The sequence below is a fragment of the Mesorhizobium sp. P2_D6 genome, assembly GCF_056404315.1.
In genome coordinates, this window is the sequence record NZ_JBFUEG010000010.1 from 199848 (window position 1) to 225000 (window position 25153).

At 64.0% G+C, this 25153-nt stretch carries 20 protein-coding genes; 14 read left to right on the forward strand and 6 right to left on the reverse strand.

The features are described from left to right. The 3 genes from grxC to AC1D1L_RS22040 are packed head-to-tail and all read left to right on the forward strand — an operon-like array spanning position 1 to position 1570. A complete protein-coding gene (gene grxC / locus AC1D1L_RS22030; protein ID WP_112562285.1) occupies positions 1-279 on the forward strand; it encodes a glutaredoxin 3 in 279 nt (92 codons plus the stop codon). Positions 280-281: 2 nt separating this feature from the next. After that, positions 282-1148 (forward strand): carbon-nitrogen hydrolase family protein, encoded by an 867-nt coding sequence (locus tag AC1D1L_RS22035; protein ID WP_477343588.1) that lies wholly within the window; start codon positions 282-284, stop codon positions 1146-1148. Beyond that, a complete protein-coding gene (locus AC1D1L_RS22040) occupies positions 1145-1570 on the forward strand; it encodes a DUF1178 family protein (protein WP_477343541.1) in 426 nt (141 codons plus the stop codon). Before AC1D1L_RS22035 ends, AC1D1L_RS22040 begins: the two co-directional genes overlap by 4 nt. Positions 1571-1696: 126 nt before the next feature. Here AC1D1L_RS22040 and AC1D1L_RS22045 read toward each other — a convergent pair whose 3' ends face one another. After that, a complete protein-coding gene (locus tag AC1D1L_RS22045; RefSeq protein WP_477343543.1) occupies positions 1697-2200 on the reverse strand; it encodes a MarR family winged helix-turn-helix transcriptional regulator in 504 nt (167 codons plus the stop codon). A gap of 117 nt (positions 2201-2317) precedes the next feature. Here AC1D1L_RS22045 and AC1D1L_RS22050 point away from each other — a divergent pair, with 117 nt between their 5' ends. Beyond that, positions 2318-3208, forward strand: coding sequence for a DMT family transporter (locus AC1D1L_RS22050; RefSeq protein WP_477343544.1), 891 nt, complete (start codon positions 2318-2320; stop codon positions 3206-3208). Positions 3209-3213: 5 nt separating this feature from the next. Here the strand turns inward: AC1D1L_RS22050 and ubiG are convergent, their stop codons facing one another. Beyond that, positions 3214-3963, reverse strand: coding sequence for a bifunctional 2-polyprenyl-6-hydroxyphenol methylase/3-demethylubiquinol 3-O-methyltransferase UbiG (ubiG, locus tag AC1D1L_RS22055; protein ID WP_477343546.1), 750 nt, complete (start codon positions 3961-3963; stop codon positions 3214-3216). Positions 3964-4336: 373 nt separating this feature from the next. Between ubiG and AC1D1L_RS22060 the strand changes: the two genes are divergently transcribed. After that, positions 4337-6565, forward strand: a complete 2229-nt coding sequence (locus AC1D1L_RS22060) for a diguanylate cyclase (protein WP_477343548.1) — start codon at positions 4337-4339, stop codon at positions 6563-6565. Here the strand turns inward: AC1D1L_RS22060 and AC1D1L_RS22065 are convergent. Together AC1D1L_RS22065 and AC1D1L_RS22070 are read right to left on the reverse strand one after the other, a co-directional pair. Then, complete coding sequence (locus AC1D1L_RS22065; RefSeq protein ID WP_477343550.1) at positions 6562-6858, reverse strand: antibiotic biosynthesis monooxygenase family protein; 297 nt, start codon at positions 6856-6858, stop codon at positions 6562-6564. The two genes, AC1D1L_RS22060 and AC1D1L_RS22065, sit on opposite strands and share 4 nt — an antisense overlap. Next, positions 6855-8696 carry a CHASE3 domain-containing protein gene (locus AC1D1L_RS22070; protein WP_477343552.1) on the reverse strand — a complete coding sequence of 614 codons (1842 nt, stop codon included), beginning with the start codon at positions 8694-8696 and terminating at the stop codon, positions 6855-6857. Before AC1D1L_RS22070 ends, AC1D1L_RS22065 begins: the two co-directional genes overlap by 4 nt. A 246-nt stretch (positions 8697-8942) precedes the next feature. Here AC1D1L_RS22070 and AC1D1L_RS22075 point away from each other — a divergent pair, with 246 nt between their 5' ends. From AC1D1L_RS22075 to AC1D1L_RS22110, 8 genes are all read left to right on the forward strand, one after another. After that, positions 8943-10196 carry an aspartate kinase gene (locus tag AC1D1L_RS22075; RefSeq protein WP_023685777.1) on the forward strand — a complete coding sequence of 418 codons (1254 nt, stop codon included), beginning with the start codon at positions 8943-8945 and terminating at the stop codon, positions 10194-10196. 83 nt (positions 10197-10279) lie between these two features. Next, on the forward strand, positions 10280-12550 hold the full coding sequence (ptsP, locus tag AC1D1L_RS22080; RefSeq protein ID WP_477343554.1) for a phosphoenolpyruvate--protein phosphotransferase: 2271 nt from the start codon (positions 10280-10282) through the stop codon (positions 12548-12550). 8 nt (positions 12551-12558) lie between these two features. Next, positions 12559-13638: a peptide chain release factor 1 gene (gene prfA / locus AC1D1L_RS22085; protein WP_477343556.1), complete on the forward strand. Its 1080-nt coding sequence runs from the start codon at positions 12559-12561 to the stop codon at positions 13636-13638. Continuing rightward, a complete protein-coding gene (gene prmC / locus AC1D1L_RS22090) occupies positions 13631-14509 on the forward strand; it encodes a peptide chain release factor N(5)-glutamine methyltransferase (protein WP_477343557.1) in 879 nt (292 codons plus the stop codon). The genes prfA and prmC overlap by 8 nt, the downstream gene beginning before the upstream one ends. A 303-nt stretch (positions 14510-14812) precedes the next feature. Beyond that, positions 14813-15805 (forward strand): DUF4167 domain-containing protein, encoded by a 993-nt coding sequence (locus tag AC1D1L_RS22095; protein ID WP_477343558.1) that lies wholly within the window; start codon positions 14813-14815, stop codon positions 15803-15805. 209 nt (positions 15806-16014) lie between these two features. After that, the gene (gene clpB, locus AC1D1L_RS22100; protein WP_477343560.1) at positions 16015-18621 is read left to right on the forward strand and encodes an ATP-dependent chaperone ClpB; all 2607 of its coding nucleotides are present in this window, start codon (positions 16015-16017) and stop codon (positions 18619-18621) included. 65 nt (positions 18622-18686) lie between these two features. After that, entirely contained in the window at positions 18687-19043 is a 357-nt protein-coding gene (locus tag AC1D1L_RS22105) for an MmcQ/YjbR family DNA-binding protein (protein WP_112562297.1), read from the forward strand. A 190-nt stretch (positions 19044-19233) separates the two neighbouring features. Next, a complete protein-coding gene (locus AC1D1L_RS22110; RefSeq protein ID WP_477343563.1) occupies positions 19234-20760 on the forward strand; it encodes a L,D-transpeptidase family protein in 1527 nt (508 codons plus the stop codon). Here the strand turns inward: AC1D1L_RS22110 and AC1D1L_RS22115 are convergent. Next, positions 20734-21429, reverse strand: coding sequence for a TMEM175 family protein (locus AC1D1L_RS22115; RefSeq protein ID WP_477343565.1), 696 nt, complete (start codon positions 21427-21429; stop codon positions 20734-20736). The genes AC1D1L_RS22110 and AC1D1L_RS22115 overlap by 27 nt on opposite strands. A gap of 102 nt (positions 21430-21531) precedes the next feature. Here AC1D1L_RS22115 and AC1D1L_RS22120 point away from each other — a divergent pair, with 102 nt between their 5' ends. Then, on the forward strand, positions 21532-23091 hold the full coding sequence (locus tag AC1D1L_RS22120; RefSeq protein WP_477343567.1) for an MFS transporter: 1560 nt from the start codon (positions 21532-21534) through the stop codon (positions 23089-23091). A gap of 47 nt (positions 23092-23138) precedes the next feature. On the opposite strand, the gene AC1D1L_RS22125 is transcribed toward AC1D1L_RS22120, so the two are convergent. Continuing rightward, positions 23139-25109, reverse strand: coding sequence for a M23 family metallopeptidase (locus tag AC1D1L_RS22125; protein WP_477343569.1), 1971 nt, complete (start codon positions 25107-25109; stop codon positions 23139-23141). Positions 25110-25153: the final 44 nt, after the last annotated feature.

Sequence of the window (25153 nt, forward strand, 5' to 3'; positions counted from 1 at the left end):
ATGCTCGATGTGACGATCTATACCCGCATGATGTGCGGCTATTGCGCGGCGGCCAAGCGGCTGCTCGACCGCAAGGGTGTCGCCTACACCGAGCATGACGCATCCTTCTCGCCGGAACTGCGCCAGGAAATGATTTCGCGGGCGCACGGGCGAGCCACCTTTCCGCAGATTTTCATTGGCGACACGCATGTCGGCGGCTCCGACGAACTCCACGAACTGGAGGCGCGGGGACAGCTGGACAGGTTGCTTGCCGACGGCTCGACGACACAGAGGGCATGACGATGGGTGTTTTCAAGGCGGCGGCGATCCAGATGCGTTCGGGCGAAAGCCCCGAGCGCAACGCGGTCGATCTGGAGCGGCTGGCGCGTGAGGCGGCAAGCCTGGGTGCTACCTACATCCAGACCCCGGAAATGACCGGCGCGCTGATCCGCGACAAGGAAGCCAGGGCTGCCTCCTTCACTTCGGAAGACAAGGACATCATCGTGGCGACGGCGCGTAAGCTCGCCAGCGAACTCGGCGTCTTCCTGCATATCGGCTCGACCGCCATCCTGCGTGCCGACGGCAAGCTCGCCAACCGTGCGTTGCTGTTTGGACCGGACGGCGCCACGCTTGCCACCTACGACAAGATCCACATGTTCGATGTCGACCTCGATAATGGCGAGAGCTGGCGCGAGTCCGCTGCCTATGAGCCGGGCACCGAGGCCGTCGTCACCGAGATCGATGGCGCGAGGCTGGGCTTTGCCGTCTGCTACGATCTGCGCTTTCCGCAGTTGTTCCGCGCCGAGGCGCTGGCCGGAGCCGATCTTTTGTCTGTTCCCGCCGCCTTCACCCGCCAGACCGGCGAGGCCCACTGGCACGTGCTGCTGCGGGCCCGCGCCATCGAGAACGGCGCTTATGTCGTTGCCGCTGCCCAGGGCGGATTGCATGAGGACGGCCGTGAGACGTTCGGCCATTCGCTAATCGTCGATCCGTGGGGTCGCATTATCGCTGAGGCGGCGCATGCCGAGCCTGGCGTGATCGTCGCCGAGATCGACACCGCGCAGTCGTCGGCCGCGCGCAAAAAAATCCCCAACCTCAAGAACGCGCGCGACTTTGCCGTCAATGCCGGCACGGCCGAGGCGCCCCGGCTCAGGGGCGCGGCTTCGTGATCCGCTTTGCCCTGATCTGCGAGCATGAGCACGAGTTCGAGGGCTGGTTTCGCAGCAATGACGATTTCGACACGCAGAAGAAGCGTTGCTTCGTCGATTGCCCGAACTGCGGTTCGCACCAGGTTCAAAAGGCTCTGATGGCGCCGGCCGTATCCACCGCACGCAAGCAGGAAACAATCGCGCTGGCCATGGGCGAAGCCCAGAAGCAGGCGTTGGCGCAGTTGAAGGCGATGGCCGAGAAGGTGCGCGAGAATGCCGATTATGTCGGCGACAAATTCGCCGAGGAGGCGCGCAAGATCCATTTCGGGGAAACCGATGCGCGCGGCATCTATGGCGAAGCGACGCTGGACGAAGCCAAGAGCCTGGCCGAGGACGGCGTCGAGTTCATGCCGATCCCGAGCTTTCCGGACGACCGGAACTGATTTCCATGACGATGTCGCGCCGGCTCAGGAAAGCTGAACGGCGACCTTTTTCAAGTGTATTCCAGGACATTTTCAATTGGCTCGCCATCAAAGCGAGCGCCTTTGGCGGGCGCAATCCGAAACGGCCTATGTGTCGCCTTTGACGTCAACGAGGCTTCCAATCAATTTGCCAAGCAACAGAGCCAGCGTTTCTCGCTCGGTTTGCGTCAGGCCTGCCAGGATTTCGTGTTCGTTGGCGACGTGAGCGGTGAGGGCCTCGTCGATCAAGGCGAGCCCCTGTTCGGTCAATTGCACGACAATGCCGCGCCGGTCGTTGGGGTGGGGGCAGCGCAGGATCAATCCTGCCTTTTCCAGCCGGTCGAGCCGGTTGGTCATGGCCCCCGATGTCACCATCGTCGCCTCGTAGAGCGCGGTCGGCGTCAGCGCATAGGGCTGGCCGGACCGGCGCAACGTCGCCAGCACGTCGAATTCGCCGGCTTGCAGACCGAAGCGGGCAAACAGCGGCGCGAGGCGTTCGCGGGCAATCAGCGACGAGGCTTCGTTCAATCGCCCAAGCACCGCCATCGGCGAGACGTCTAGGTCCGGCCGTTCTCGGGTCCACTGCTCGATCGCCTTTGCCGCGCGATCCATTTGTCTCATCTTTAAATATCTTGACGTTAAGAATCTTTGCGTTATGTTACATCAAGATACAGGATCGGCGGAGTGCCGCAAGTGCCAATTTCGCAAGTGAGTGGACGGGACCATTCGATGAAATTTCTCTGGGGATCGGCACCCGGCTTGCTGGTGGTCACCGGCGGCCTGCTCGGCCTGACCCTGCCGTTCGGCAAGCTGGCGACGGCTGCCGACGTTCCGGCCATGGTCTGGGCCTTCGTCATCTCGTTCGGCGCAGGCGGTGTCCTGTTGTGCGCGCTGCTCGCCAGCGGCCAGCGCATGCGGCTCACCCCGCACAGGCTGCGCTATTTCTTCATCACCGCGGCCGTGTCCTATGCCGGGCCAAATCTCTTGATGTTCTCGGCCATGCCGCATCTCGGCGCCGGCTACACCGGCATCATGTTCACGCTGTCGCCGGTCATCACGCTAGTGTTCTCGATCCTGCTCGGCGTCAGGCGGCCCAACATGCTCGGCGTCGCAGGCATTGCCGTCGGCTTCATCGGCGCAGTTATGGTGGCAGTGACGCGCGGCGAGGCCGGCCAGCCGGCCGACTTCTTCTGGGTGCTGGTCGGGCTCATAATCCCGGTCAGCCTTGCCGCCGGCAACATCTATCGCACCGTCGACTGGCCCGAAGGCACCGGTCCGATCGAGCTTGCCGTCGGCAGCCATCTGGCCTCGGCAACGCTGCTGTTGGTCGGGATTCTCGCGCTGTTCGGCGTCGGCGCATTCGCCCCGCTCGGCGCTGTGCCGCTGGTCGTTGTGGCGCAGGTTGCGTCAGCTTCGGCGATGTTTGCCTTCTTCTTCCGGCTGCAGGCGGTGGGCGGTCCGGTCTATCTCAGCCAGATCGGCTATGTCGCGGCGGCCGTCGGCCTGTTCGCCGGCACGATCTTCCTCGGTGAGCACTATCAACTGCTGACCTGGGCCGGTGCGGTCATCATCACCATCGGCGTGATCATCACCACCAAGGCGCAGAACCAGAAGGCGTAAGGAGGTCAGACCGACCCCTTCTCGGCCAGCACCATGTAGTTGACGTCCATGTCCCTGGAGCGCTGCCAGCGGTCGGCGAGCGGGTGGTAGATGACGCCGGTGCGGTCGATGACGGTCATGGCGGCGTTGCCCAGTGCCTTTTCCAGCTCTTCGGGCCGCACCAGCTTGCCGAACTGGTGGGTGCCGCGCGGCAGCCAGCGCAGCACGTATTCGGCGCCGATGATGGCCAGACCGAGCGCCTTCAGCGTTCGGTTGATGGTGGCCACGAACATAATGCCGCCGGGCTTCACCATCTCTGCGCACTTGCCGATGAACAGGTCGATGTCGGCGACATGCTCGACCACTTCCATGTTGAGGATGACGTCGAATTTCTCACCGGAATCGGCAAGGTCTTCCGCGGTCGTTGCGCGGTAATCGACCGTCACGCCGCCTTCGGCCGCGTGCAGCTTCGCCACCTCAATGTTGGTTGCCGATGCGTCGGCACCGACCACTTCGGCGCCAAGCCTGGCCATCGGCTCGCACAGCAGCCCGCCGCCGCAGCCTATATCCAGGAAGCGCAGGCCTTCGAACGGCCGCGCCGCGCGCGGGTCACGGCCGAAACGCGCCGCCACCTGGTCCCTGATATAGGCCAGCCGGACCGGGTTGAACTTGTGCAGCGGGCGGAATTTGCCGTTCGGGTTCCACCATTCGGCGGCAAGGGCTGAGAAGCGTTCGACTTCTCCGGCGTCGATCGTCGATCGGCGGGGCTCTGGCATGGGGCGGGTCTCCTAGAGCATGACCCCGAAAATCGGCTTCGATTTTTTCGGAAAGGATCATACGCAAAATCAAAGTGCTACAGCGTCCGTTGCGCGTCCGAAAGGACGCGCGGCGCTGTAGAGCGCTAGGAAGTCGGGTGCCGGGGCAAGAAAGTCAAGACGGGTTTTTGCGGCTCCTGCCAGAACCGGCCGGCGATGACGCCGCGTCGGCCGGTGTTGTCGGCCGCGACCTGTCAGCGCTTGGCCACCTGATCGCCCACTGGTGCAGCGAGGTTGCTCGCCTCTTAACATCAAATTTACGAGCCTAGCGGTTTTCCAGCGCGCGATCGGGATTTGGCATGTACATTGCTCGTCCGGTCATCGAGATCACTTGGTGCGAATCAAGACCCAGATCATTGCGACACTACTGAGCGCTGCGGCCCTGATTGGCCTGGTGGGCGGCATAGCGATATTCTCCCAGATGTCGCTGACCAGATCCCACGCGCTGGCCGAGGCGACAAGCGCCGGGCGGCAACTGGCGGAAGCCATAGCCTTCAAAGCTTCCGATGCGCGGCCGGTGTTCGAGAGGCCCGAGGCGCTACGCGAGTTCGTGACCTCGCAGCACGGCCGTTCGAAACGCGATCTCGTCGTCGTCGATCGCGGCAAGGTCATCCTGGCCGACGTCCCCGGTGAGGAACAGAATGTCGGAACCGTGTTCGAGCACGATCGCGGCAACGAAGTCGCCCGCACGCTCGACGATGGCGAGCCGCGCGACTTCGTCGAAGACAGCGGCGACGTGTCCGAGCCGATCAACCTGGTCGTTGTTCCGATCGAGGACACCCCCGGTAAGGTCGTCGGCGCCGTGCTGTACGAATACACGCCGCTGCTGCGCGCCGTCCAACACCGGACCAACGACATGCTGTGGCTTGTCGGCCTTTCCACTGTCGCAGCCATGCTGGTTGCCGCGCTCTCCGCTTTCCTGTTGCTCAGCCGTTTCGGCGCCGGCCTTTCCGGCCTCAACCGCGGCATCGAAGCGCTGGCACGTGGCGACGCCGGCTCTCGTATCGGCGGCACGTCCAGGGACGAGTTCGGCCAGTTGGCGCAAGGCTTCGACAGCATGGCGTCGCAGCTCGAATCCTCGCGCCTGCAGCTCGTCGACCAGAAGGCTTACATCGAGGATATCGTGCGCACGGTCGCCGAGGGCATCGCCGTCCTCGACGGCGAGGGGCGGATCGTGTCGGTCAATCCGGCGGCCGCCGACATTGCGGGGCGGCACGCCAGCAAGATCGAGGGGCAGGACTGGCGCTCGGTGCTGGAGATGCGGGGACTGTCGGGAGACAGGCTGACGCCGGGAGCATCCCCGGTCGAACTGGCGCTGGCCACGGGTCGCCGACACCAGAGCGAGGTGCGGCTGGTGAAGCCGGACGGATCGCAGCTGCCAGTGGTCGCGAGCTGCAACCCGCTCAATCGCGCCGATGGCGGCATCGTGCTGACGCTCAGCGACATCAGCGAATTGCGCAGCGCCGAGCGGGCGGTGAACGATCGCGCCGAGGAGTTGGCGACGCTCAACCACGAATTGAAGCAGACGTCGCAAGCCACGACCCGCCTGGTCAAGCTTGGAGAATTGCTGCAGGCCTGCGTTACCTTCCATGAGGCATTTTCCGTCGTCGGCTCAGCCATGCCCGACTTTTTCGATGGCCTGAGCGGAACCGTCCACCTGACCAGCGCCTCGCGCAATCTTGTCGAGGAGATGGCGCATTGGGGCGATGTGCGGTCAAGCGTCGGGCAATTTGCCCCGGAAGACTGCTGGGCGCTGCGCCGCGGCCAGGAGCATGTCGCGGGTCCCGGCATGCTGACGCCGCGCTGCAACCACATCACCGAAAATGGCGGTCGCGGCTATGTCTGCATGCCGCTGGCGGCGCAGGGCGAAACGCTTGGCATCCTGCATCTGTGCGAACCCGATGCCGCCGAGAGGCCGCAATGGCTCTCGGAGCGGCAACAGGTGCTGCGCGGCGTCGTCGACACGCTGGCGCTGGCGCTGGCCAATCTGCGTCTGCGCGAGACGCTGCGCCAGCAATCGATCCGCGACCCCAACACCGGGCTCTACAACCGCCGTTATCTCGAGGAGACAAGCAGTCGCGAGTTGAGGCGCCTGCAGCGTTCCGGGCAGCCGATGGCGGTAATCATGCTCGACGTCGATCATTTCAAGCAATTCAACGACACGTTCGGCCATGAAGCGGGCGACCTCGTGCTCAAGCAGGTCGCCGCCGCGCTGCTCGACCACGCCAGGGATAGCGATGTGGTGTCTCGCTATGGCGGCGAGGAATTCGCGCTGATGCTTCCGGGGACGTCGCTCGCCGATGCCGCCGAGCGCGCCGAGGCACTGCGCAAGGCGATCAAGCAGCTGCATCTGGCGCATCGCGGCCGCACGCTCGGCACCATTACGGCCTCATTCGGCGTGTCCGCCTTCCCGGAGCTCGGTGCGTCGTGGGTAGAGATCGTCAACGCCGCGGATCGTTCGCTCTATCAGGCAAAAGCGGACGGACGCGACCGCGTCGTTGCCGGACTGGGCAAGGCCGATCCCGACTGGGACCTTTCCACGGACAGCCAGAGCGTTGGTTAACCCGACAGGGCGACCTCGGCATGTCGCGTGTCGACGCTGGCGGCATCGATGGCGCGCATCGCCTCGCAATCGCCGATCTCGGCCATGATCCGCCCGGCGGCGGCGAGAGCCTGCTCGCGGCTCCGCCAGCGCACCACGTCGACCCAACCGCCATCATCCCGCCGGGCCAGGCAGCGGCTTACGAAACCCGGTTGGCGCGCCAGCCAGTCGCTGACCAGGCTGCTGCTGGCGGCAAAGCCCGCTTCGGTCCCGGGTTTGAGCCGAAAATTGACGATTTCCAGGGTCTCGGTCATTTCGCGTCCAGCACGTCGCGCAGTTTTGCCGCCAGTTGCTCGATGGTGAAGGGCTTGGCCAGGAAATGCACGTCATGGTCGAGCACGCCGTTGTGGACCACGGCATTTCTGGTGAAGCCGGTGGTGAAGATCACCTTCAGCCGCGGCAGGCGCGCAAGCGCCTCCTCGGCGAGCTTACGGCCGTTCATCACCGGCATCACGATGTCGGTGAACATGAGCGCCACACCAGGATTGTCGGCCAGCTTTTGCAGCGCTTCCTGGCCGCTTGCGGCGTGTATCACAGTGTAGCCGAGTTCGCGCATGGCATCCGTGGTGGAAGCCCGCACGCGTGGATCGTCCTCGACGACAAGAATCGTTTCGGTGACCGGCACGGCGGGATTTAGGGCTCGCTCCGAAGGCACGGCGGCATCGTCCGCGCCGAAGAAGCGCGGCAGATAGATCCTGATCGTGGTGCCTTGGCCGGGTTCCGAGTAGATCTTGACGTGACCGCCGGACTGTTTGACGAAGCCGAACACTTGGCTGAGCCCAAGGCCGGTGCCCTTGTCGACCGGCTTGGTGGTGAAAAACGGCTCGAAAGCCCGCTCCATGACGTCTGCCGGCATGCCGGCGCCGGTGTCGCTGACCGCAATCATCACATACTGACCGGCTTTGACATCGGCATGGGTGGCGGCGTAGCCGTCGTCGAGATGGCTGTTGGCGGTCTCGATGGTCAGCTTGCCGTCCTCGCCCATGGCGTCGCGCGCATTGACCGCCAAATTGAGGATGGCGTTCTCGATCTGGCTCGGATCGGCATGTATCCTCCACAGGCCGCCAGCCAGAACGGTTTCGATGCGGATGGTTTCGCCGAGCGCCCGTCGAAGCAGGTCCGACATGCCGGTGACCAGACGGTTGGTGTCGACGATCTGCGGCGCCAGCGGCTGCTGACGCGAGAAGGCGAGCAGCCTGGCAGTCAGATTGGCGGCCCGGGTCGCCGCGTCGACCGCCGCCTCGATGAATTTCGCGATGTCGTGCTCGCCGCGCGCGAGTTTGCGCTGGGCGAGGTTCATGGCACTGATGATCACCGCCAGCATGTTGTTGAAATCGTGGGCGATGCCGCCGGTCAGCTGGCCGACCGCTTCCATCTTCTGCATCTGGCGGATCTGCGATTCGGCCGTTTCGCGCGTCCGGATCTCGTTTCCGAGCTCGATGTTCTTGCGCATCAGCTCTTCCTGGGCGACAGCGACCTCGCGAAAACGGCGGCGCGACAGGCGGATCGTGTAGGCGCCGAGCAGGAAAATCGCCAGCAGAGCTGCGAATGAGCCGATACGCAGCCAGCTTTCGACCCGGTCGGTATGCTCGTCGCGGGCAGCGATTGCCGCGCCGCTGAAGCGCCGAATCGTGTCCATGCTGGCCCTGATCTGGTCCATGGCGACCTTGCCCTGGCCGCTGCGAACCAGTTCCAGCGCTTTCGCCGCGTCGCCGTGATCGTAAAGCGCGATCGTCTGCGTCAGTTCAGCCTGCTTCAGCGAAAGCGCGTCCTTGATGCGATTGATCTGCTGGACGAGTTCGTCGTCCGGCGCCGTCATGCTATCGACGCGGGCAAGCTGGCCCGGAATGGCCTCGACCGCCTGCCGATAGGGCTGGAGGTAGGATTTATCCCCGGTCAGGAGATAGCCGCGCTGGCTGGTTTCGGCGTCCTGCGCCAGCGAAAGCAGGCCGGACAGCGATTCCTGGTACTCGATTGCCTCGCGCGCCGCCTCGCGATTGGCCCTCTGGCCCTCGACCAGCACCGCGCGCGTACCGACGATCAACGCCAGCACGCCGAAGCCGATGAAAAGCGGCAGCGATTGCCATCGCATGGCACGTCGAAGACGAGCAATCATTTGATAAGCTGGACCAAAAGGAGTTCCCCGCGGGCAGCATTTGGTAAGCGGCGGCGGGGCGGAACGCAATATGCCGTCGTCCTGAAGCCGGCAATCCGTGGCCAGCCTTGCGAAACGGTGATCATTTGGCTAAGGAGGCCGCGCATTCAGCGGTCGGCTTCTGTCGGGCGCTTTCTTCCCCTTTCGGCCCGGGCCGGCTTCAGTCAAAGGCATTTCGCTTCCATGGCGCGCATCGTGATGAAATTCGGCGGAACCTCCGTCGCCGACATCGCCCGCATCCGCAACGTGGCGCGTCACGTCAAACGCGAGGTCGATGCCGGCCATGAAGTAGCCGTGGTGGTCTCGGCGATGGCCGGCAAGACCAACGAGCTCGTCGGCTGGACGCGCGAAGCCTCGCCGATGCATGATGCGCGCGAATATGACGCCGTCGTCGCCTCGGGCGAACAGGTCACCGCCGGCCTTCTGGCGATCACGCTGCAGAATATGGGCGTGCACGCCCGCTCCTGGCAGGGCTGGCAGATCCCGATCAAGACCGACAACGCGCATGGCGCGGCGCGCATCTTGGACATCGATGGCGCGTTTTTGATCAAGCGTTTCGGCGAGGGTCAGGTGGCAGTCGTCGCCGGTTTCCAGGGCATCGGTCCGGACAACCGCATCGCCACGCTCGGCCGCGGCGGCTCCGATACGAGTGCGGTGGCCATTGCCGCCGCGGTCAAGGCCGATCGCTGCGACATCTACACCGATGTCGACGGCGTCTACACCACCGATCCGCGCATCGAACCCAAGGCGCGGCGGCTTAACAAGATTTCGTTCGAGGAAATGCTCGAAATGGCCTCGCTCGGCGCCAAGGTGCTGCAGGTGCGTTCGGTCGAGCTTGCCATGGTGCACAGGGTGCGTACTTTCGTGCGGTCGTCCTTCGACGATCCCGATGCGCCCGGAATGGGGGATTTGCTCAATCCTCCGGGAACGCTCATTTGCGACGAGGAAGAGATCGTGGAACAGCAGGTCGTCACCGGAATTGCCTACGCCAAGGACGAAGCGCAGATTTCGCTGCGCCGGGTCGGCGACCGCCCGGGCGTTGCCGCCGGCATTTTCGGCCCGCTGGCCGAGGCCAACATCAATGTCGATATGATCGTCCAGAACATCTCCGAGGACGGCAAGTTCACCGACATGACGTTCACCGTGCCGTCCGGTGACGTCGACAAGGCGCTGGCAGTGCTCGAGCGCCTGAAGGCTTCGATCGGCTACGATGTGGTGCAGTCCGAGGCCGGCATGTCGAAGGTTTCGGTCATCGGCATCGGCATGCGCAGCCATGCGGGCGTGGCCGCCACCGCCTTCAAAGCGCTGGCCGACAAGGCCATCAACATCCGGGCCATCACCACCTCCGAGATCAAGATTTCGATACTGATCGACGGTCCCTACACGGAACTCGCGGTTCGCACTTTGCATTCCGTCTACGGTCTGGATAAGCAGTAGCGAGAACGATTTGAGTTGTTGCGTGTGCGCCGGTCGCAGTGGAAACTGCGGCGGGCAAAATGCCCATTGGAGAAGAAGCCGCGATGCGTGATACGGCCAGTGGCCCGCGCGTTCTGCTCAAACGGCTCCGCGAGCTCATGCAGGAGCCGCTGGAGCCACAGGAGCGGCTTGACCGGATCGTGCGCGACATCGCCTCCAACATGGTCGCCGAAGTCTGCTCGCTCTATGTGCTGCGCGCCGATTCGGTGCTCGAACTCTATGCCACCGAGGGTCTGAACCCGAACGCCGTTCATCTGGCGCAGCTCCGGCTGGGTCAAGGCCTGGTCGGCACTATTGCCGCCAGTGCGCGGCCGCTCAACCTTTCCAATGCGCAGGAACACCCGGCCTTCGCCTACCTGCCGGAGACGGGCGAAGAGATCTACAATTCCTTCCTCGGCGTGCCGGTGCTCAGGGCAGGGCGCACGCTGGGCGTGCTCGTGGTGCAGAACAAGACCATGCGCCACTACCGCGACGACGAGGTCGAGGCGTTGGAAACCACCGCCATGGTGATCGCCGAGATGATCGCCACCGGCGATCTTGCCCGGCTGACGCGGCCCGGCCTCGAACTCGACCTGCGCCGTCCCGTCAGCTTCACCGGCCTGTCGTTCAACGAAGGCGTCGGGCTTGGCCATGTCGTGCTGCACGAGCCGCGCATCGTCGTCACCAATCTGTTCAACGAGGACAGCGAGGAGGAGGTCCGCCGGCTGCAGTCCTCGCTCGGCTCGCTCAGGCTGTCCATCGACGACATGCTGGAGCGGCGCGAGGTCGCCTTCGAGGGCGAGCACCGTGAGGTGCTCGAGGCCTACCGCATGTTCGCCAATGACAGCGGTTGGGTGCGCCGGCTGGAAGAGGCGATCCGCAACGGCCTGACGGCGGAAGCTGCTGTCGAGAAGGTGCAGAGCGACATGCGCGCCCGCATGCTGCACATGACCGATCCCTATCTGCGCGAGCGGATGAGCGATTTCGACGATCTCGCCAACCGGCTGCTGCGCCAGCTGATGGGGCGCGGGCCGGACGATGTCGCAGCCTCGCTGCCGAAGGACGCCATCCTGGTCGCGCGTTCGATGGGCGCGGCAGAGCTGCTCGACTATCCCAGGGACAAGTTGCGCGGCGTGGTGCTGGAGGACGGCGCCGCCACCAGCCACGTCGTCATCGTCGCGCGCGCCATGGGCATCCCGGTCGCCGGCCAGATGAAGGGCGCCGTTTCCATGGCGGAAAACGGCGATGCCATCATCGTCGACGGCGAGGAAGGCGCCATTCATCTGCGGCCGCAGCCGGACCTCGAAGCCGCCTATGCCGAAAAGGTCCGCTTCCGGGCGCGCCGGCAGGAGGTCTACCGCGAACTGCGCAAGAAGCCGTCTGTGACCAAGGACGGCGTGCAAGTCGATCTGTTGATGAATGCAGGTCTCGCCGTCGACCTGCCGCAGCTGGCCGAAGCGGGTGCGGCCGGCATCGGCCTGTTCCGCACCGAATTGCAGTTCATGGTCGCCTCGACCTTCCCCCGCGCCGAAGCGCAGGAGAAACTCTACCGCGACGTGCTCGACGCGGCGCGCGGCAAACCAGTCACCTTCCGCACCATCGACATTGGCGGCGACAAGGTGCTGCCCTACTTCAAGGGCGCCATCCAGGAAGAAAACCCGGCGCTGGGCTGGCGGGCGATCCGCCTGACGCTCGACCGGCCGGGCCTGCTCAGGACCCAGATCCGCGCTCTGCTGAAGGCCTGCGGCGGCCGCGAACTGAAGCTGATGCTGCCGATGGTGACGGAACTCGGCGAAATCGCCCAGGCGCGCGAAATCATCGACCGCGAGGTCAGGCATCTCTCGCGCTTTGCCCATCATCTGCCGACCAGTCTCAAGCTCGGCGCCATGCTGGAAGTGCCGTCGCTGCTCTTCCAGCTCGACGAATTGATGAAGGCGGTCGACTTCGTCTCGGTCGGCTCCAACGATCTGTTCCAGTTCGTCATGGCGGTCGATCGCGGCAACACGCAGCTGTCCAACCGCTTCGACACGCTGTCGGCGCCGTTCCTCAGGGTGCTGAAGCAGATTGCCGACGCCGGCGAACGCAACCACACGCCGGTGACGCTGTGCGGCGAACTGGCGGGAAAACCCATATCCGCCATGGCGCTGATCGGCCTTGGCTACCGCTCGATCTCGATGTCGCCGGCCTCGATCGGCCCGGTCAAGGCGATGCTGACCGAACTGCCGCTGGAGGAATTGCAGGCCTTCTTTGCCGACAATCTGATGGCGCCGGCGCATGGGCTGCCGATGCGGGCGCTGCTGCAGGCCTTTGCCGACGACCGCTCCATCCCGCTATAGCATCAACCATGGTAAATCTTCCCCGCGAGCGTATGGATCAGGTCGTCAAGCGTTTCGAGATGCTCGAAGCGCAGATGTCGGCCGGCCCGGCGGCCGATGTCTATGTGAAGATGGCCTCGGAATATTCCGAGCTGCAGGACATGGTGGCCAAGGTCAGGGAATTGCGCTCAGTCGAGCATGAGCAGGCCGACCTCAAGGCGATGCTTGCCGATAAAAGCACCGATGCCGAGATGCGGGCGCTGGCCGAGGCCGATCTGCCCGGGGTCGAGGAGCGTATCGAGGAACTGCAGAAGGACATCCAGATTCTGCTGCTGCCCAGGGATGCCGCCGACGACAAGAACGCCATCCTCGAAATCCGCGCCGGCACCGGCGGCGATGAGGCAGCGCTTTTCGCCGGCGACCTGTTTCGCATGTATGAGCGCTATGCCGCCGAGCGCGGCTGGCGCTTCGAGACGGTTTCGGCCAGCGACGGCGACGCCGGCGGCTTCAAGGAAATCATCGCCACCATTTCCGGCAAGGGGGTCTTTGCCCATCTGAAATTCGAATCCGGCGTGCACCGTGTGCAGCGCGTGCCGGCGACCGAGGCCAGCGGGCGCATTCATACCTCGGCGGCGACGGTGGCCGTACTGCCGGAAGCCGAAGAGGTCGATATCGACATTCGCGCCGAAGACATCCGCATCGACACGATGCGCGCCTCGGGTTCGGGCGGCCAGCACGTCAACACCACCGATTCTGCGGTGCGCATCACCCATTTGCCAACCGGCATTATGGTGGTGCAGGCGGAAAAGTCGCAGCACCAGAACCGGGCCAAAGCCATGCAGATCCTGCGCGCACGGCTCTATGACATGGAGCGCAGCAAGGCGGACGAGGAGCGTTCCGAGGCGCGCAAATCACAGGTCGGGTCGGGCGACCGCTCGGAGCGCATCCGCACCTACAATTTCCCGCAGGGGCGCCTTACCGATCACCGCATCAACCTGACGCTCTACAAGCTCGACCGGGTGATGATGGGCGAGCTGGACGAGGTCATCAACGCGCTGATCGCCGACCACCAGTCGAAGCTGCTCGCCGATATCGGCCTCGATGGCTGATCATCTGCCCGGCACGCTCGGGCCGCTGCTGCGGGCAGCGCGGGAGCGGCTTGCCGCGGCCGGCGTCGCCGATCCGGCACTGGACGCCAGGCTGATCGTCGAACATTTTTGCGGTACGACCCGTACAGAGGCCATCGCCGAGCCGCAACGGGCGCTTGATGCCGATGCCGTTGCCGCGATCGATGCCGCCTTGCGGCGGCGCCTTGCCGGCGAACCGGTGCACCGCATCCTCGGCTATCGCGAATTCTACGGCCTGCGTCTTGCGCTGTCCCCGGAAACGCTGGAGCCGCGGCCGGACACCGAAACACTGGTCGAGGCGATCCTGCCCTTTGCCAGCGAAACGGCCGAAAGGCTGGGGGAATGCCGCATCCTCGATCTCGGCACCGGCACCGGCGCCATTGCGCTGGCCTTGCTCAGCGCCGTTCCCGCCGCGACCGCCACCGGCGTGGATATTTCACAAGATGCGCTCACGACCGCGACCCGCAATGCCGAGCGGCTCGGGCTGACCGGCCGGTTTGAGGCGCTGCACTCCGACTGGTTCGCAAAAGTTTGCGGCCGCTACCATGTAATTGCCGCAAACCCTCCCTATATACCTTCTGAAGACATTGGAAATCTGCAGGACGAGGTCCGCGATTTCGATCCGCGCAGAGCCCTCGATGGCGGTGTGGACGGTCTTGGCCCCTACAGGATCATCGCCGCCGAGGCGGCAAGGTTTTTGGAAGCACAAGGCAAGATTGCGGTCGAGATCGGCCACACGCAGCGCAATGAGGTCAAAGACATATTCGCGACGGCCGGCTACAGGCTGGCCGGGGCATTTGTCGATCTTGGCGGAAACGACAGGGTTCTTATGTTTGAACAGGGAAAGCCTTGACGCAGTGCAAAAAAGCGCTTGGCAATGCCGGGGAATGCGGCTAGGGTCCGCTTTAACCGGATGAGACGAAGCAGGCAGTGCTCTTAGCGATTCGGTTTTCCTTGGAAATAGCTGCCTTCTTGCGCAAACGACGCCCAAGCTTCGAGCGGGAATCGTCCGGCAAGTGATGTAACCGGAACAGGATGACACGTGGCGCCAACGCAATTGATGCGGGCGAACGCCGGTGAAGAGACGAAACGGCTGGCTGCATGAGCGCCTCCGTTCGTGAAAGTTTTTCGAAAATTTCAAAATGAAGAGAGTCTAATGAGGCCACAACAGCAGAACAGGCGCATGCGCGGTCGCAACAACAATGGCGGCGGCGGCGGCAACAACAATAACAACAATAACAACCGCAAGGGCCCAAACCCCCTGACGCGCAACTATGAGAGCAACGGCCCGGACGTGAAGATCCGTGGATCGGCTCAGCAGATCGCCGAGAAATACGCCACTCTGGCCCGTGACGCGCACAGCTCCGGCGACCGGGTGATGGCGGAGAACTACCTTCAGCACGCCGAGCACTACAACCGCATCATTGCCGCCGCTCAGGCGCAGTTGCCGATCCAGAATGCCCAGCAAAACCGCGACGATTTCGACGACGACGAAGATCGCGACGATTTCGACAATGCCGGCAACGGCAATGGCGGCGAGACGCAAGCTCCGCAGGCCAACCACGGAAACGGTCCGCAGCCGACGATCGAAGGCACGCCGGCCGAACTGGCATATGGCCAGGAAAACAGCCGCGAGAACAACAATGGCCGTGACAATAATGGCCGCAACAATAACGGGCGCGACAACAACGGCCGCAACCGTGACCGCCGCCCCAATGGCGGTTATGGCCAGAACGACCAGCGTGGCGACTATGCCCAACGCGGCGAGCAGAATGGCCAGCGCGGCGACCAGCAGCGCTTCACCGAAACCCCGGTGCAGGCGGAGGCCGTTTCCGCGGTTGAACCCGAAGCCGAGACCGGTTTCTCCGAGCCGGCGCCGCTGTACGAAAACTTGTCGCCGGCGGCTCTTGCCGCCCGTGCCGAACTCAATGAGGCCGCTGCCGAGAACGGCGCTGCCCGCCGCCCGCGGCGTCCGCGCCGCCCGCGCACCAGTACCGATCTTGTCGGTGACGACCAGCCTGCTGGTGACTTGGTTGGTGCCGAGCAGCCGAACAGCGCCAGCGACGCCGCTGCTACCACCGAGGTGGTGGATGCGGCGCCGGCTGAAAGCCCTGCCGTCGACCCGTTCGTCGTCGACGCCAACAACTGACCGGACAAGACGGCAATCCTTGAAACGGCGGAGAGAAATCTCCGCCGTTTTCGTTTGCTTAGGTATGCAATATCCTGTGCCGGACGTCTTGAGCGGCAATGGTTTGCGCCCCATATCTGGCGGGAACTGGATCCGGCTCCGATGAGCGGGTCCGTCACCGCAATCTGATCCGGTGCCGCAAAGCGGGCCGGTGATGGAAGGAGACAGATATGAACCTCGAGAAATACTCCGAGCGCGTCCGCGGATTCATCCAATCCGCCCAGACCATGGCGCTCTCGCGCAACCACCAGCAATTCACTCCCGAACACATGCTGAAAGTCCTCGTCGATGACGATGAGGGTCTGGCCGCCTCGCTGATCGAGCGCGCCGGCGGCAATGTCCGCGACGTCAAGCTCGGCGTCGAGACCGCACTCGAAGCCATGCCCAAGGTGGAAGGCGGCAATGGCCAGCTCTACCTGGCGCAGCCGTTGGCCAAGGTGTTTTCGACGGCCGAGGAATTGGCCAAGAAGGCCGGCGACAGCTTTGTCACCGTCGAGCGGCTGCTGCAGGCGCTGGCGATGGAGAAGTCGGCCAAGACGGCCGATATCCTGGCCAAGGCCGGCGTCACAGCACAGGCGCTGAACCAGGTGATCAACGATGTCCGCAAGGGCCGCACCGCCGATTCGGCGAGCGCCGAACAGGCCTATGATGCGCTGAAAAAATACGCGCGCGACCTGACCGCCGATGCCCGCGCCGGCAGGCTGGACCCTGTGATCGGCCGGGACGACGAGATCCGCCGCACCATCCAGGTGCTGTCGCGGCGCACCAAGAACAACCCTGTGCTGATCGGCGAACCCGGCGTCGGCAAGACGGCTATCGCCGAAGGCCTGGCGCTGCGCATCGTCAATGGCGACGTGCCGGAATCGCTGAAGGACAAGCAATTGATGGCGCTCGACATGGGCGCGCTGATTGCCGGCGCCAAATATCGCGGCGAATTCGAAGAGCGGCTGAAGGCCGTGCTCAATGAAGTCACCGCTGCCGCTGGCGGCATCATCCTGTTCATCGACGAGATGCACACGCTGGTCGGCGCCGGCAAGGCCGATGGCGCCATGGATGCCTCGAACCTGTTGAAGCCGGCTCTGGCGCGCGGCGAACTGCATTGCGTCGGCGCGACCACGCTCGACGAGTACCGCAAGCACGTCGAGAAGGACGCGGCCCTTGCCCGCCGCTTCCAGCCGGTTTTCGTCGACGAGCCGTCGGTCGAAGACACCGTCTCGATCTTGCGGGGCCTGAAGGAGAAATACGAACAGCACCACAAGGTGCGCATCTCGGATTCGGCGCTGGTCGCGGCGGCAACCTTGTCCAACCGCTACATTGCCGACCGCTTCCTGCCGGACAAGGCGATCGACCTCGTCGACGAGGCCGCGTCGCGGCTCCGCATGCAGGTGGATTCCAAGCCGGAGGCGCTGGACGAGATCGACCGCCGCATCATGCAGCTCAAGATCGAGCGCGAGGCGCTGAAGGTCGAGAAGGACGAGGCGTCGAAGGATCGGCTCGCCCGGCTTGAAAAGGAGCTTGCCGGCCTCGAGGAGGAATCGACCGAGATCACCGCCAGATGGCAGTCGGAAAAGCAGAAGCTCGGGCTTGCCGCCGACCTGAAGAAACAGCTCGACGAAGCCCGCAACGAGCTTGCCATTGCCCAGCGCAAGGGTGAATTCCAGCGCGCCGGCGAGCTTGCCTATGGCAAGATCCCGGAGCTGGAAAAGAAGCTCCGGGAAGCCGAAGCCCAGGACGGCAAGGCCGGCATGGTCGAAGAGGTGGTCACACCCGATCACGTTGCCCATATCGTGTCGCGCTGGACCGGTATTCCGGTCGACAAGATGCTGCAGGGCGAACGCGACAAGCTGCTGCGCATGGAAGACGAGATCGGCAAGCGTGTCGTCGGCCAGGGCGAGGCGGTGCAGGCGGTGTCGAAAGCTGTACGGCGCGCCCGTGCTGGCCTGCAAGATCCGAACCGGCCGATCGGCTCGTTCATGTTCCTCGGGCCGACCGGCGTCGGCAAGACGGAGCTGACCAAGGCGCTGGCGAGCTTCCTGTTTGACGATGAGAGCGCGATGGTGCGCATCGATATGTCGGAGTTCATGGAGAAGCACTCGGTCGCCCGGCTGATCGGCGCACCTCCTGGCTATGTCGGCTATGAGGAAGGCGGCGCGCTGACCGAAGCGGTGCGGCGCCGGCCCTATCAGGTCGTGCTGTTTGACGAGATCGAGAAGGCGCATCCCGATGTCTTCAACGTGCTGCTGCAAGTGCTCGACGACGGGCGGCTGACCGATGGCCAAGGCCGTACGGTCGACTTCCGCAACACGCTGATCATCATGACGTCGAACCTCGGCGCCGAATATCTGGTCAATCTCGACGAAGACCAGGATGTCGATGCCGTGCGTGACGAGGTGATGAGCGTGGTGAGAGCCTCGTTCCGGCCGGAGTTCCTCAACCGCGTCGACGAGGTGATCCTGTTCCACCGGCTGCGCCGGCAGGATATGGGCCGCATTGTCGAGATCCAGCTCAAGCGGCTGGAAAGCCTGCTTGTCGACCGCAAGATCACGCTGTCGCTCGACCAGGAATCGATCGACTGGCTGGCGGCCAAGGGCTACGATCCGGCCTATGGCGCGCGGCCGCTGAAGCGGGTGATGCAGAAGGACCTGCAGGATCCGCTGGCGGAGAAGATTCTGCTCGGCGAGATCCTCGACGGTTCGACCGTCAAAGTCACCGCTGGGTCCGACAGGCTGAATTTCCGCTCGAAGCCCACTGTGGTGGCGACTGAAGCCGCAGCCTGATCAATACGCCGCGCGTCCCGAACGGACGCGCGGCGTTTTCTTGTGAATTCGCCGGGGGGGCGCATATGACGCTGGACGACTACAACAGCCTCTGCGCCTCGCTGCCGCAAACGACTCATGTCGTGCAATGGGGTGGCGCGCATGTCTGGAAAGTCGGCGGCAAGGTCTTTGCCATTGGCGGCTGGAATGATGGCGGCCAGCTTTTCGTCACCTTCAAATGTTCCGAAATGGCCTATGACATTCTGAAGGACCAGCCCGGCTGCCGGCCGGCGCCGTACCTCGCTTCGCGCGGCATGAAATGGATCCAGCGTCAGACAAGCCAGAGCATGGATGATGATGCGCTGAAGGACTATCTCGGCGAAAGCCATCGCCTCGTTGTCCTCAAGCTGACGAAACAGACGCGCAAGGAATTGGGCCTGTAGCGACCTTGAAATCCGCCATCTTCATGCCCGGTTCATGTTGGAAAGCTTATGTTCTGGTTTGCTGGCGAAGGGGTTTGCCTGCAGGCTTTTGACGGTCAGGGCGTTGCTTGCGCATCTAAACGGTGGCGAGAGCGTTCTGAAGGGATACTGCCGGGGCGGCGGCAATTACGGACCGGAGAGTTTGACCACCATGTTCCGCACGATCTTTGCCTTTTCGGTGCTCGCCGCCGGGCTGCTTGCGTCGAGCGCCATGGCATCGCCGACGGTGGATAACGCACTACCGGTTGTTCGCGCTGCCGATAGCGGCGGCATCCTGCTTGCCCAGGACGGCAATCTCGACATCTATTACGACGCCAGGGGCAACCGCGTCATCGTCGATGCCGACACCGGCAAGGTCATCGCCATCCAGCCGCCGCAGACCAGGCTCGACCGCCGTGCGCTGCGCCGCCAGATGCGGGCGCGCGAACTCGGACGCGCACCGGCCGAGGATGACGACCGTTATTATCTCGATGATCCCGAGGACATGGCGCGTTTCCGCCGCAGGCAATTGGAAGAGCAGGGCAGGGTCATCATCCCACCGGCCGACGACTACGATCCTGACAGTGACAATTCGGTGGACGCCTATCCGGCGGCGCCACAGGATGACGCCAATGATGGCGACATTTATCCGGAAGCACCGAAGTCTGCCGAGCCGCGGCCCGTCAAGCGCCAGCCGCTGAACGAGGCTTCGATCGACCCGGCGGCACCCGGCGACCAGGCCGCTCTGCCACCCAAGACCGAGGGCGGCAAGACTGTCGTTGATCCCTCGCTTTCACTCGGTGCGCGCCAGGATGTGGCTGCCTTGCAGGTGCTGCTCGACCGCGCCGGCGCCTCGCCCGGCGTCATCGATGGACGGTTTGGCTCCAATGTCGACAAGGCGCTGGCCGCCTACAACCAGATCACCGGCAGCAATCTGCGCTCGACCGACGCGGTCGGCATCCAGGCAGCGCTGGCGCAAACCGGCGGCGACGCTTTCGCCAATTACACGATCACCCCCGAGGACGCGGCCGGCCCCTATGTCGCCTCGATACCGGAAGACTACAGCCAGAAAGCGCAGCTCGATCGCATGGCCTACACCTCTGTCACCGAGGCCTTGGCTGAGCGCTTCCACATGGACGAGAATTATCTGAAGGGACTCAATCCCGAGGCCGACTTCAACCGTCCCGGCACCATCATCAAAGTCGCCAATTTCGGCAGGCTGGTCTCCACTCCGGTTGCCCGCATCGTCGCCGACAAGGACAAAAAGCAGGTGTTCGCTTATGACGCCGCCGGCAAGCTGGTTGCCGCCTATCCCGCCACCATCGGCTCGGCCGACACGCCTTCGCCGACCGGCACACATACCGTGTCGCGGGTCGCGCTCGATCCGAACTACACCTACAACCCCAGCATCAATTTCAAGCAGGGCCAGAACGACAAGATCCTCACCATTCCGCCGGGGCCGAACGGGCCGGTCGGCTCTGTGTGGATTGCGCTGGACAAGCCGACCTACGGCATTCACGGCACGCCCGATCCCTCCAAGATCGGCAAGACCGAAAGCCATGGCTGCGTGCGCTTAACCAACTGGGATGCGCGAGAACTGGCCAAGCTCGTCTCGCCGGGCGTCACGGTGGAATTCGTCGGCGGACCAACAATCGCGGATGTCGGCGGGACCTCAACCGACGAGTTTACGCAGCAGTGAGGCGCGCGGCGCGGCGGCATAGATGAGCTGTACCAGCAGGATGAAACCGATGCTGAGCAGCGGCGTAATCAGGCACAGCGCCGCGCCGGCCGCCCACAGCGCCTGTGCCTTGACGATACGATTGTAGACCGTGCGCCGCGCTTCAGCGTCCACATCCTCGGCGATCATGCCGTTCCCGTCGGCATACCACCAGCTTGCGAACAGCGTCACGCCCAGCATCAACAGGTTCAGCCAGTAGACGATCACCGCGGTTCGGAACTCGAGGAAGTCAGCCAGCAGGTCGGTCGAGAACGGCAGCAAGGCGATGAAGGCGAGAAAACACAGGTTCAGCGTCGCCAGCCGCCGATCTGACCTGGCGATCAGCCCGTGCTGCGCCTGCTGGCCGAACCAGAAGATGGTCAGCGTCAGGAAGCTCAGCGCATAGGTCAGGAAGCGCGGCGCCAGTGCTGCGATCGCCGAAAGCAGCTCGCCCTCGGAGTGGACCATTTCGTGCGTCGGCACGCGAATCTCAAGCACAATCAGGGTAAGCGCGATGGCAAAGACGCCATCGGTGATGCCGACAACGCGCCCGCGCGCCTCTACCGATGGTTCGAGTGGTCGTTTCATGCGGCTTCCCCCTGCTTTGCGCGTTGCAAGAAACTTAACACGCCATGTGCCGGTTGCATCCATTGAGGCGTGGTTCCTGCCCATGCGGTCAGGTCGATCTGGTTTCAAGGACTGCGAAGCTCTGGCTGGTTGTTGCCAGGGCATCGGAGGTCTAAGCAGGCGCTCATGAAGTCTCCCAGCGAAGCCGCAGCCGTTCCCCTGACCAGCTCTCTTTCCAATGGTTCGTTTTGTCCGCCAGCGCAGCGCAAATTCGTGCTGGTCGCGGCGATCCTGGCATCCGCGCTCGGCTTCATCGACGGTTCGATCCTGGCCATCGCCATGCCGGCCATGCGTGTCGACCTCGGCGCCAGCCTGGCCGAGGCGCAGTGGATTTCCAATGCCTATGCGCTGACGCTATCGGCGCTGATCCTCGCCGGGGGCGCAGCGGGCGATCGATTCGGCTTGCGGCGGGCATTCGTCGCCGGCATCGCCCTGTTCATTGTCGCCTCGCTCGCTTGCGCGATAGCGCCGAATGCGCTGGTGCTCATCGCCTTTCGCGCGGTTCAGGGCATCGGCGCGGCGATCATGGTGCCGGGCAGCCTCGCCATCATCGCCAAGTCCTATCCGAAGAACGAGCGCGGCCGGGCGATCGGCATCTGGGCCGCTGCTTCGGCGCTGACGACGGCACTCGGTCCGGTGCTGGGCGGCTTTGTCCTGGCGGCCTTTGGTGGCGGCATCTGGCGAGCGATCTTTGCCGTCAACCTGCCGCTTGGGCTGATCTCGATCTATCTGCTGCTGGCCAAGATTCCCGCCGACGCGCCGACGGAGAAGCGAAGCCTCGATCTCGGCGGCGCCGCTCTTGCCACGCTTGCCTTCGGGGCGCTTGCCTACGGACTGACCGCGATGAGCGCCGAAGGCGGTGGACTGATGTCGGGGCCGAGCATCGCCGCCGGCGCGCTGCTGCTCGTCGTCTTCATCGTCTTCGAGCTTCGGCAGCGCGAGCCGATGATCGATCTCAAGCTGTTTCGGATCGGCGCCTTTGCCGGCGCCAACGTTGCCACGTTCTTCCTCTATTTCGCGCTGTCGGCCAATTTGTTCTACCTGCCGATGCTCTTGATTGCCGGGTGGGGGCTGAGCACCAAAGAGGTCGGCTTTATCTTCCTGCCGCTGTCGGCGTCGATCGCGCTGCTGTCGGGTCCAGTTGGCCAATGGTCCGATCGGATCGGTCCGCGCTTTCCGATCGCCAGCGGCTGCCTGGTCGTGGCCTTTGCCTTTGCCGGGCTTGCTTTGCTCACCCATGCCGGCATGCACAATTTTTGGACCGGCACGTTTCCACTGATGGCTGTGATGGGGCTTGGCATGGCGCTGGTGGTGTCGCCGCTGTCAACGGCGATCATGACAGCGGTCGAGGACAAGGATACCGGTGCTGCGTCGGGCATCAACAATGCTGTCTCGCGCATTGGCGGACTGATCGCGGTGGCGGCGATGGGGTCGCTCGCGGCCTGGGTCTATTCGACGACGCTCGACACCAGCGTCAGACCTGGCATTCCGGGGTTCGGCGAACCGGCATTGGCCGGCTTGGCGCCCGAACTTGATGCAACACGGCTCGCCGCCAGCGATGCGGCGTTTGCGGCCGTGTCGACGGTGACGGCGCTGCTTTGCCTGCTTGCTGCCATTATCGCCTGGGCGACCGTTTCGGGGCAAAAGCTGCCCTGGTCACGAGCCGAAGAGAATCAGTCGACCTGATTCGGGGCAATCTGATTCGGCGACTAACTCATTCGCAGCACGAAGGCTCAGCCTTCGATCTTGGCGCTGGCGACCTTCAGCGAATTGCTGTCTTCCTGCTTGAGCAGGTCGTCGATGCGTTCGCGTTCGCGCTTGAAGGCGACGAGGTCGTCGCCTTTCAGAACCTTGCCGACCGGCAGGCGCACGCGCATCGGGTCGACCTTGGTGCCGTTGACGATCAGCTCGTAGTGAAGATGCGGACCGGTGGAGAGGCCGGTCTGGCCGAGGAAGCCGATGGTCTGGCCCTGGCGGACATGTACGCCCGGCTCGATGCCTTTGGCAAAGGCGCTCTGGTGATTGTAGGACGTTTCGTAGCCATTGGCATGGCGGATGATGATCTGCTTGCCGTAGCCGCCGGCCCAGCCGGCCTTCTCGACGACGCCGTTGCCGGCGGCGATGATCGGCGTTCCGATCGGCGCTGCCCAGTCGACGCCGGTATGCATGCGGACATAGCCGAGGATCGGATGCCGGCGGGCCCCGAAGCCGGAGCGGAATTTTCCGGCGGGCAGGGGATTGCGCAGCAGGAACTGCTCGGCGCTCGAACCATCCTCGTCGAAATAGTCAGTCGAGCCGTCCTGCATCTGGAAGCGGTAGAAATTTCGCGTCTGGCCGCCGAAGGTCGACGAGACATAGAGAAGTTCCGATTCGTCGGAGGCCTGGTCGTCGCCGTCCGGCTGCGAGAACAGCACGTCGATGCGGTCCGACGGATTGAGCCTGGACTGGAAGTCGACGCCGGAGGCCAAAAGCTTGACCAGTTGCTGGGTCAGCTTCTTAGACATGCCATAGGAATAGGCGGCGCGGTAAATGCCGTCATAGACGTTCGGCAGATTGCCGCGCACCACCACCGGCGCGGAGGAATCGTCAAACGCCGTCAGCAATTCGGGATTCGGTTCGGGTTCCTGCGCCGGCACATACTGGCCGTGATCGTCGAGCGCGATGGTGACGATGTGCGTGGCCTTGTCATAGACGCTGGTGCGGACCACCTTGGCGGCGTCACCATGCACTTCGAGCCCGACGCGCAGCACGGTTCCGGCCTTCAGCGCTGGTGCGTTGAGCAGCTTGCCGATCGCCTCGGCCATGCCGGTGGCGTCATCGCCGGTATAGCCCGAATCGGCAAAGGCCTCGGCAATGTCGCGGTCCCTGGTAAAGGGGATGATTTCCTCGGCGAAAGCCGGGGTCTGGTCGTCGATGGCGACGCGCGGCGCCACCGAAACGTTTTCCGGCACGATCTTGACGTCGTAGGAACCGGCCATCGATTCGGCGAAGGCGTCGCCGAATCGCTGTGGGTCGACATAATGCAGCGAGGCAACCTGGATACCGCCGTCGCTGAGATCCGTACCCGCCTCGCGCACCACCTTTTCCACCTCATCGGCGGACAGGTCGCTCTTTTCGTCGAAAGAGGCCGTCTCGATCGGGAAATCGACCGTCTTCAGGCTCATCTCGCTTTCGACCTTGGCGCCGTAGATCTGGCCGCCAACCGCGGAAGCCGTCGCCGGCTGCGCGGGCGTTGAGTCGCCGTCGTCGCCGAACACCTGCATCGGGTCGAATGGCGGATAGGCGCGGTTGGTGGTGTGGCCGGCGGCCAGTGCCATCTTGATCTGCACGAACGGTACGGTGTGGATAACGTCGCGGTCACCGACCTTGGTCACCATCGACACTTCCATGCGCCGGCGGTCCTTGGCCTTGGCGATCTGGCGCGGCGCCACCAGCCTGGTGGTCTTGGCGACCTCGCCGGAATCGCCGCCGCTTTCGAGCTGGGCCAGCTCGGCGATTTCGGGCGGGGTTGCCAGCTGTTGGCGGCCGTCGAGGGCGGCGAACAGCGCCACGCCCATCAGCACGCTCGAGGTCACGCCAGTAAGGAAGGTGCCCGACAGCCAGCGCGCCGAAACCTCGCGCCGGTCGGGCGGGCCGCTGCGGCCATCCGCGATCAGCGGCGGCTCATTGCCGAGTTCGGCTATGACATCATCCGTGTCTGGCATCCAGAAAGGCTGCTTCTTCCCCGGGCGGAACGGCTTTTCGCTTC

Excerpts from the sequence above, each read along its gene's own strand:
- AC1D1L_RS22105 (WP_112562297.1), top strand. The coding sequence starts at position 18,687 with ATGACGCTGGACGACTACAACAGCCTCTGCGCCTCGCTGCCGCAAACG.
- AC1D1L_RS22050 (WP_477343544.1), top strand. The coding sequence starts at position 2,318 with ATGAAATTTCTCTGGGGATCGGCACCCGGCTTGCTGGTGGTCACCGGC.
- prmC (WP_477343557.1), top strand. The coding sequence starts at position 13,631 with ATGGCTGATCATCTGCCCGGCACGCTCGGGCCGCTGCTGCGGGCAGCG.
- grxC (WP_112562285.1), top strand. The coding sequence starts at position 1 with ATGCTCGATGTGACGATCTATACCCGCATGATGTGCGGCTATTGCGCG.
- clpB (WP_477343560.1), top strand. The coding sequence starts at position 16,015 with ATGAACCTCGAGAAATACTCCGAGCGCGTCCGCGGATTCATCCAATCC.
- prfA (WP_477343556.1), top strand. The coding sequence starts at position 12,559 with ATGGTAAATCTTCCCCGCGAGCGTATGGATCAGGTCGTCAAGCGTTTC.
- AC1D1L_RS22125 (WP_477343569.1), bottom strand. The coding sequence starts at position 25,109 with ATGCCAGACACGGATGATGTCATAGCCGAACTCGGCAATGAGCCGCCG.
- AC1D1L_RS22115 (WP_477343565.1), bottom strand. The coding sequence starts at position 21,429 with ATGGATGCAACCGGCACATGGCGTGTTAAGTTTCTTGCAACGCGCAAA.
- AC1D1L_RS22070 (WP_477343552.1), bottom strand. The coding sequence starts at position 8,696 with ATGCGATGGCAATCGCTGCCGCTTTTCATCGGCTTCGGCGTGCTGGCG.
- AC1D1L_RS22110 (WP_477343563.1), top strand. The coding sequence starts at position 19,234 with ATGTTCCGCACGATCTTTGCCTTTTCGGTGCTCGCCGCCGGGCTGCTT.
- AC1D1L_RS22065 (WP_477343550.1), bottom strand. The coding sequence starts at position 6,858 with ATGACCGAGACCCTGGAAATCGTCAATTTTCGGCTCAAACCCGGGACC.
- AC1D1L_RS22120 (WP_477343567.1), top strand. The coding sequence starts at position 21,532 with ATGAAGTCTCCCAGCGAAGCCGCAGCCGTTCCCCTGACCAGCTCTCTT.
- ubiG (WP_477343546.1), bottom strand. The coding sequence starts at position 3,963 with ATGCCAGAGCCCCGCCGATCGACGATCGACGCCGGAGAAGTCGAACGC.
- AC1D1L_RS22045 (WP_477343543.1), bottom strand. The coding sequence starts at position 2,200 with ATGGATCGCGCGGCAAAGGCGATCGAGCAGTGGACCCGAGAACGGCCG.
- AC1D1L_RS22035 (WP_477343588.1), top strand. The coding sequence starts at position 282 with ATGGGTGTTTTCAAGGCGGCGGCGATCCAGATGCGTTCGGGCGAAAGC.
- AC1D1L_RS22095 (WP_477343558.1), top strand. The coding sequence starts at position 14,813 with ATGAGGCCACAACAGCAGAACAGGCGCATGCGCGGTCGCAACAACAAT.
- AC1D1L_RS22075 (WP_023685777.1), top strand. The coding sequence starts at position 8,943 with ATGGCGCGCATCGTGATGAAATTCGGCGGAACCTCCGTCGCCGACATC.
- ptsP (WP_477343554.1), top strand. The coding sequence starts at position 10,280 with ATGCGTGATACGGCCAGTGGCCCGCGCGTTCTGCTCAAACGGCTCCGC.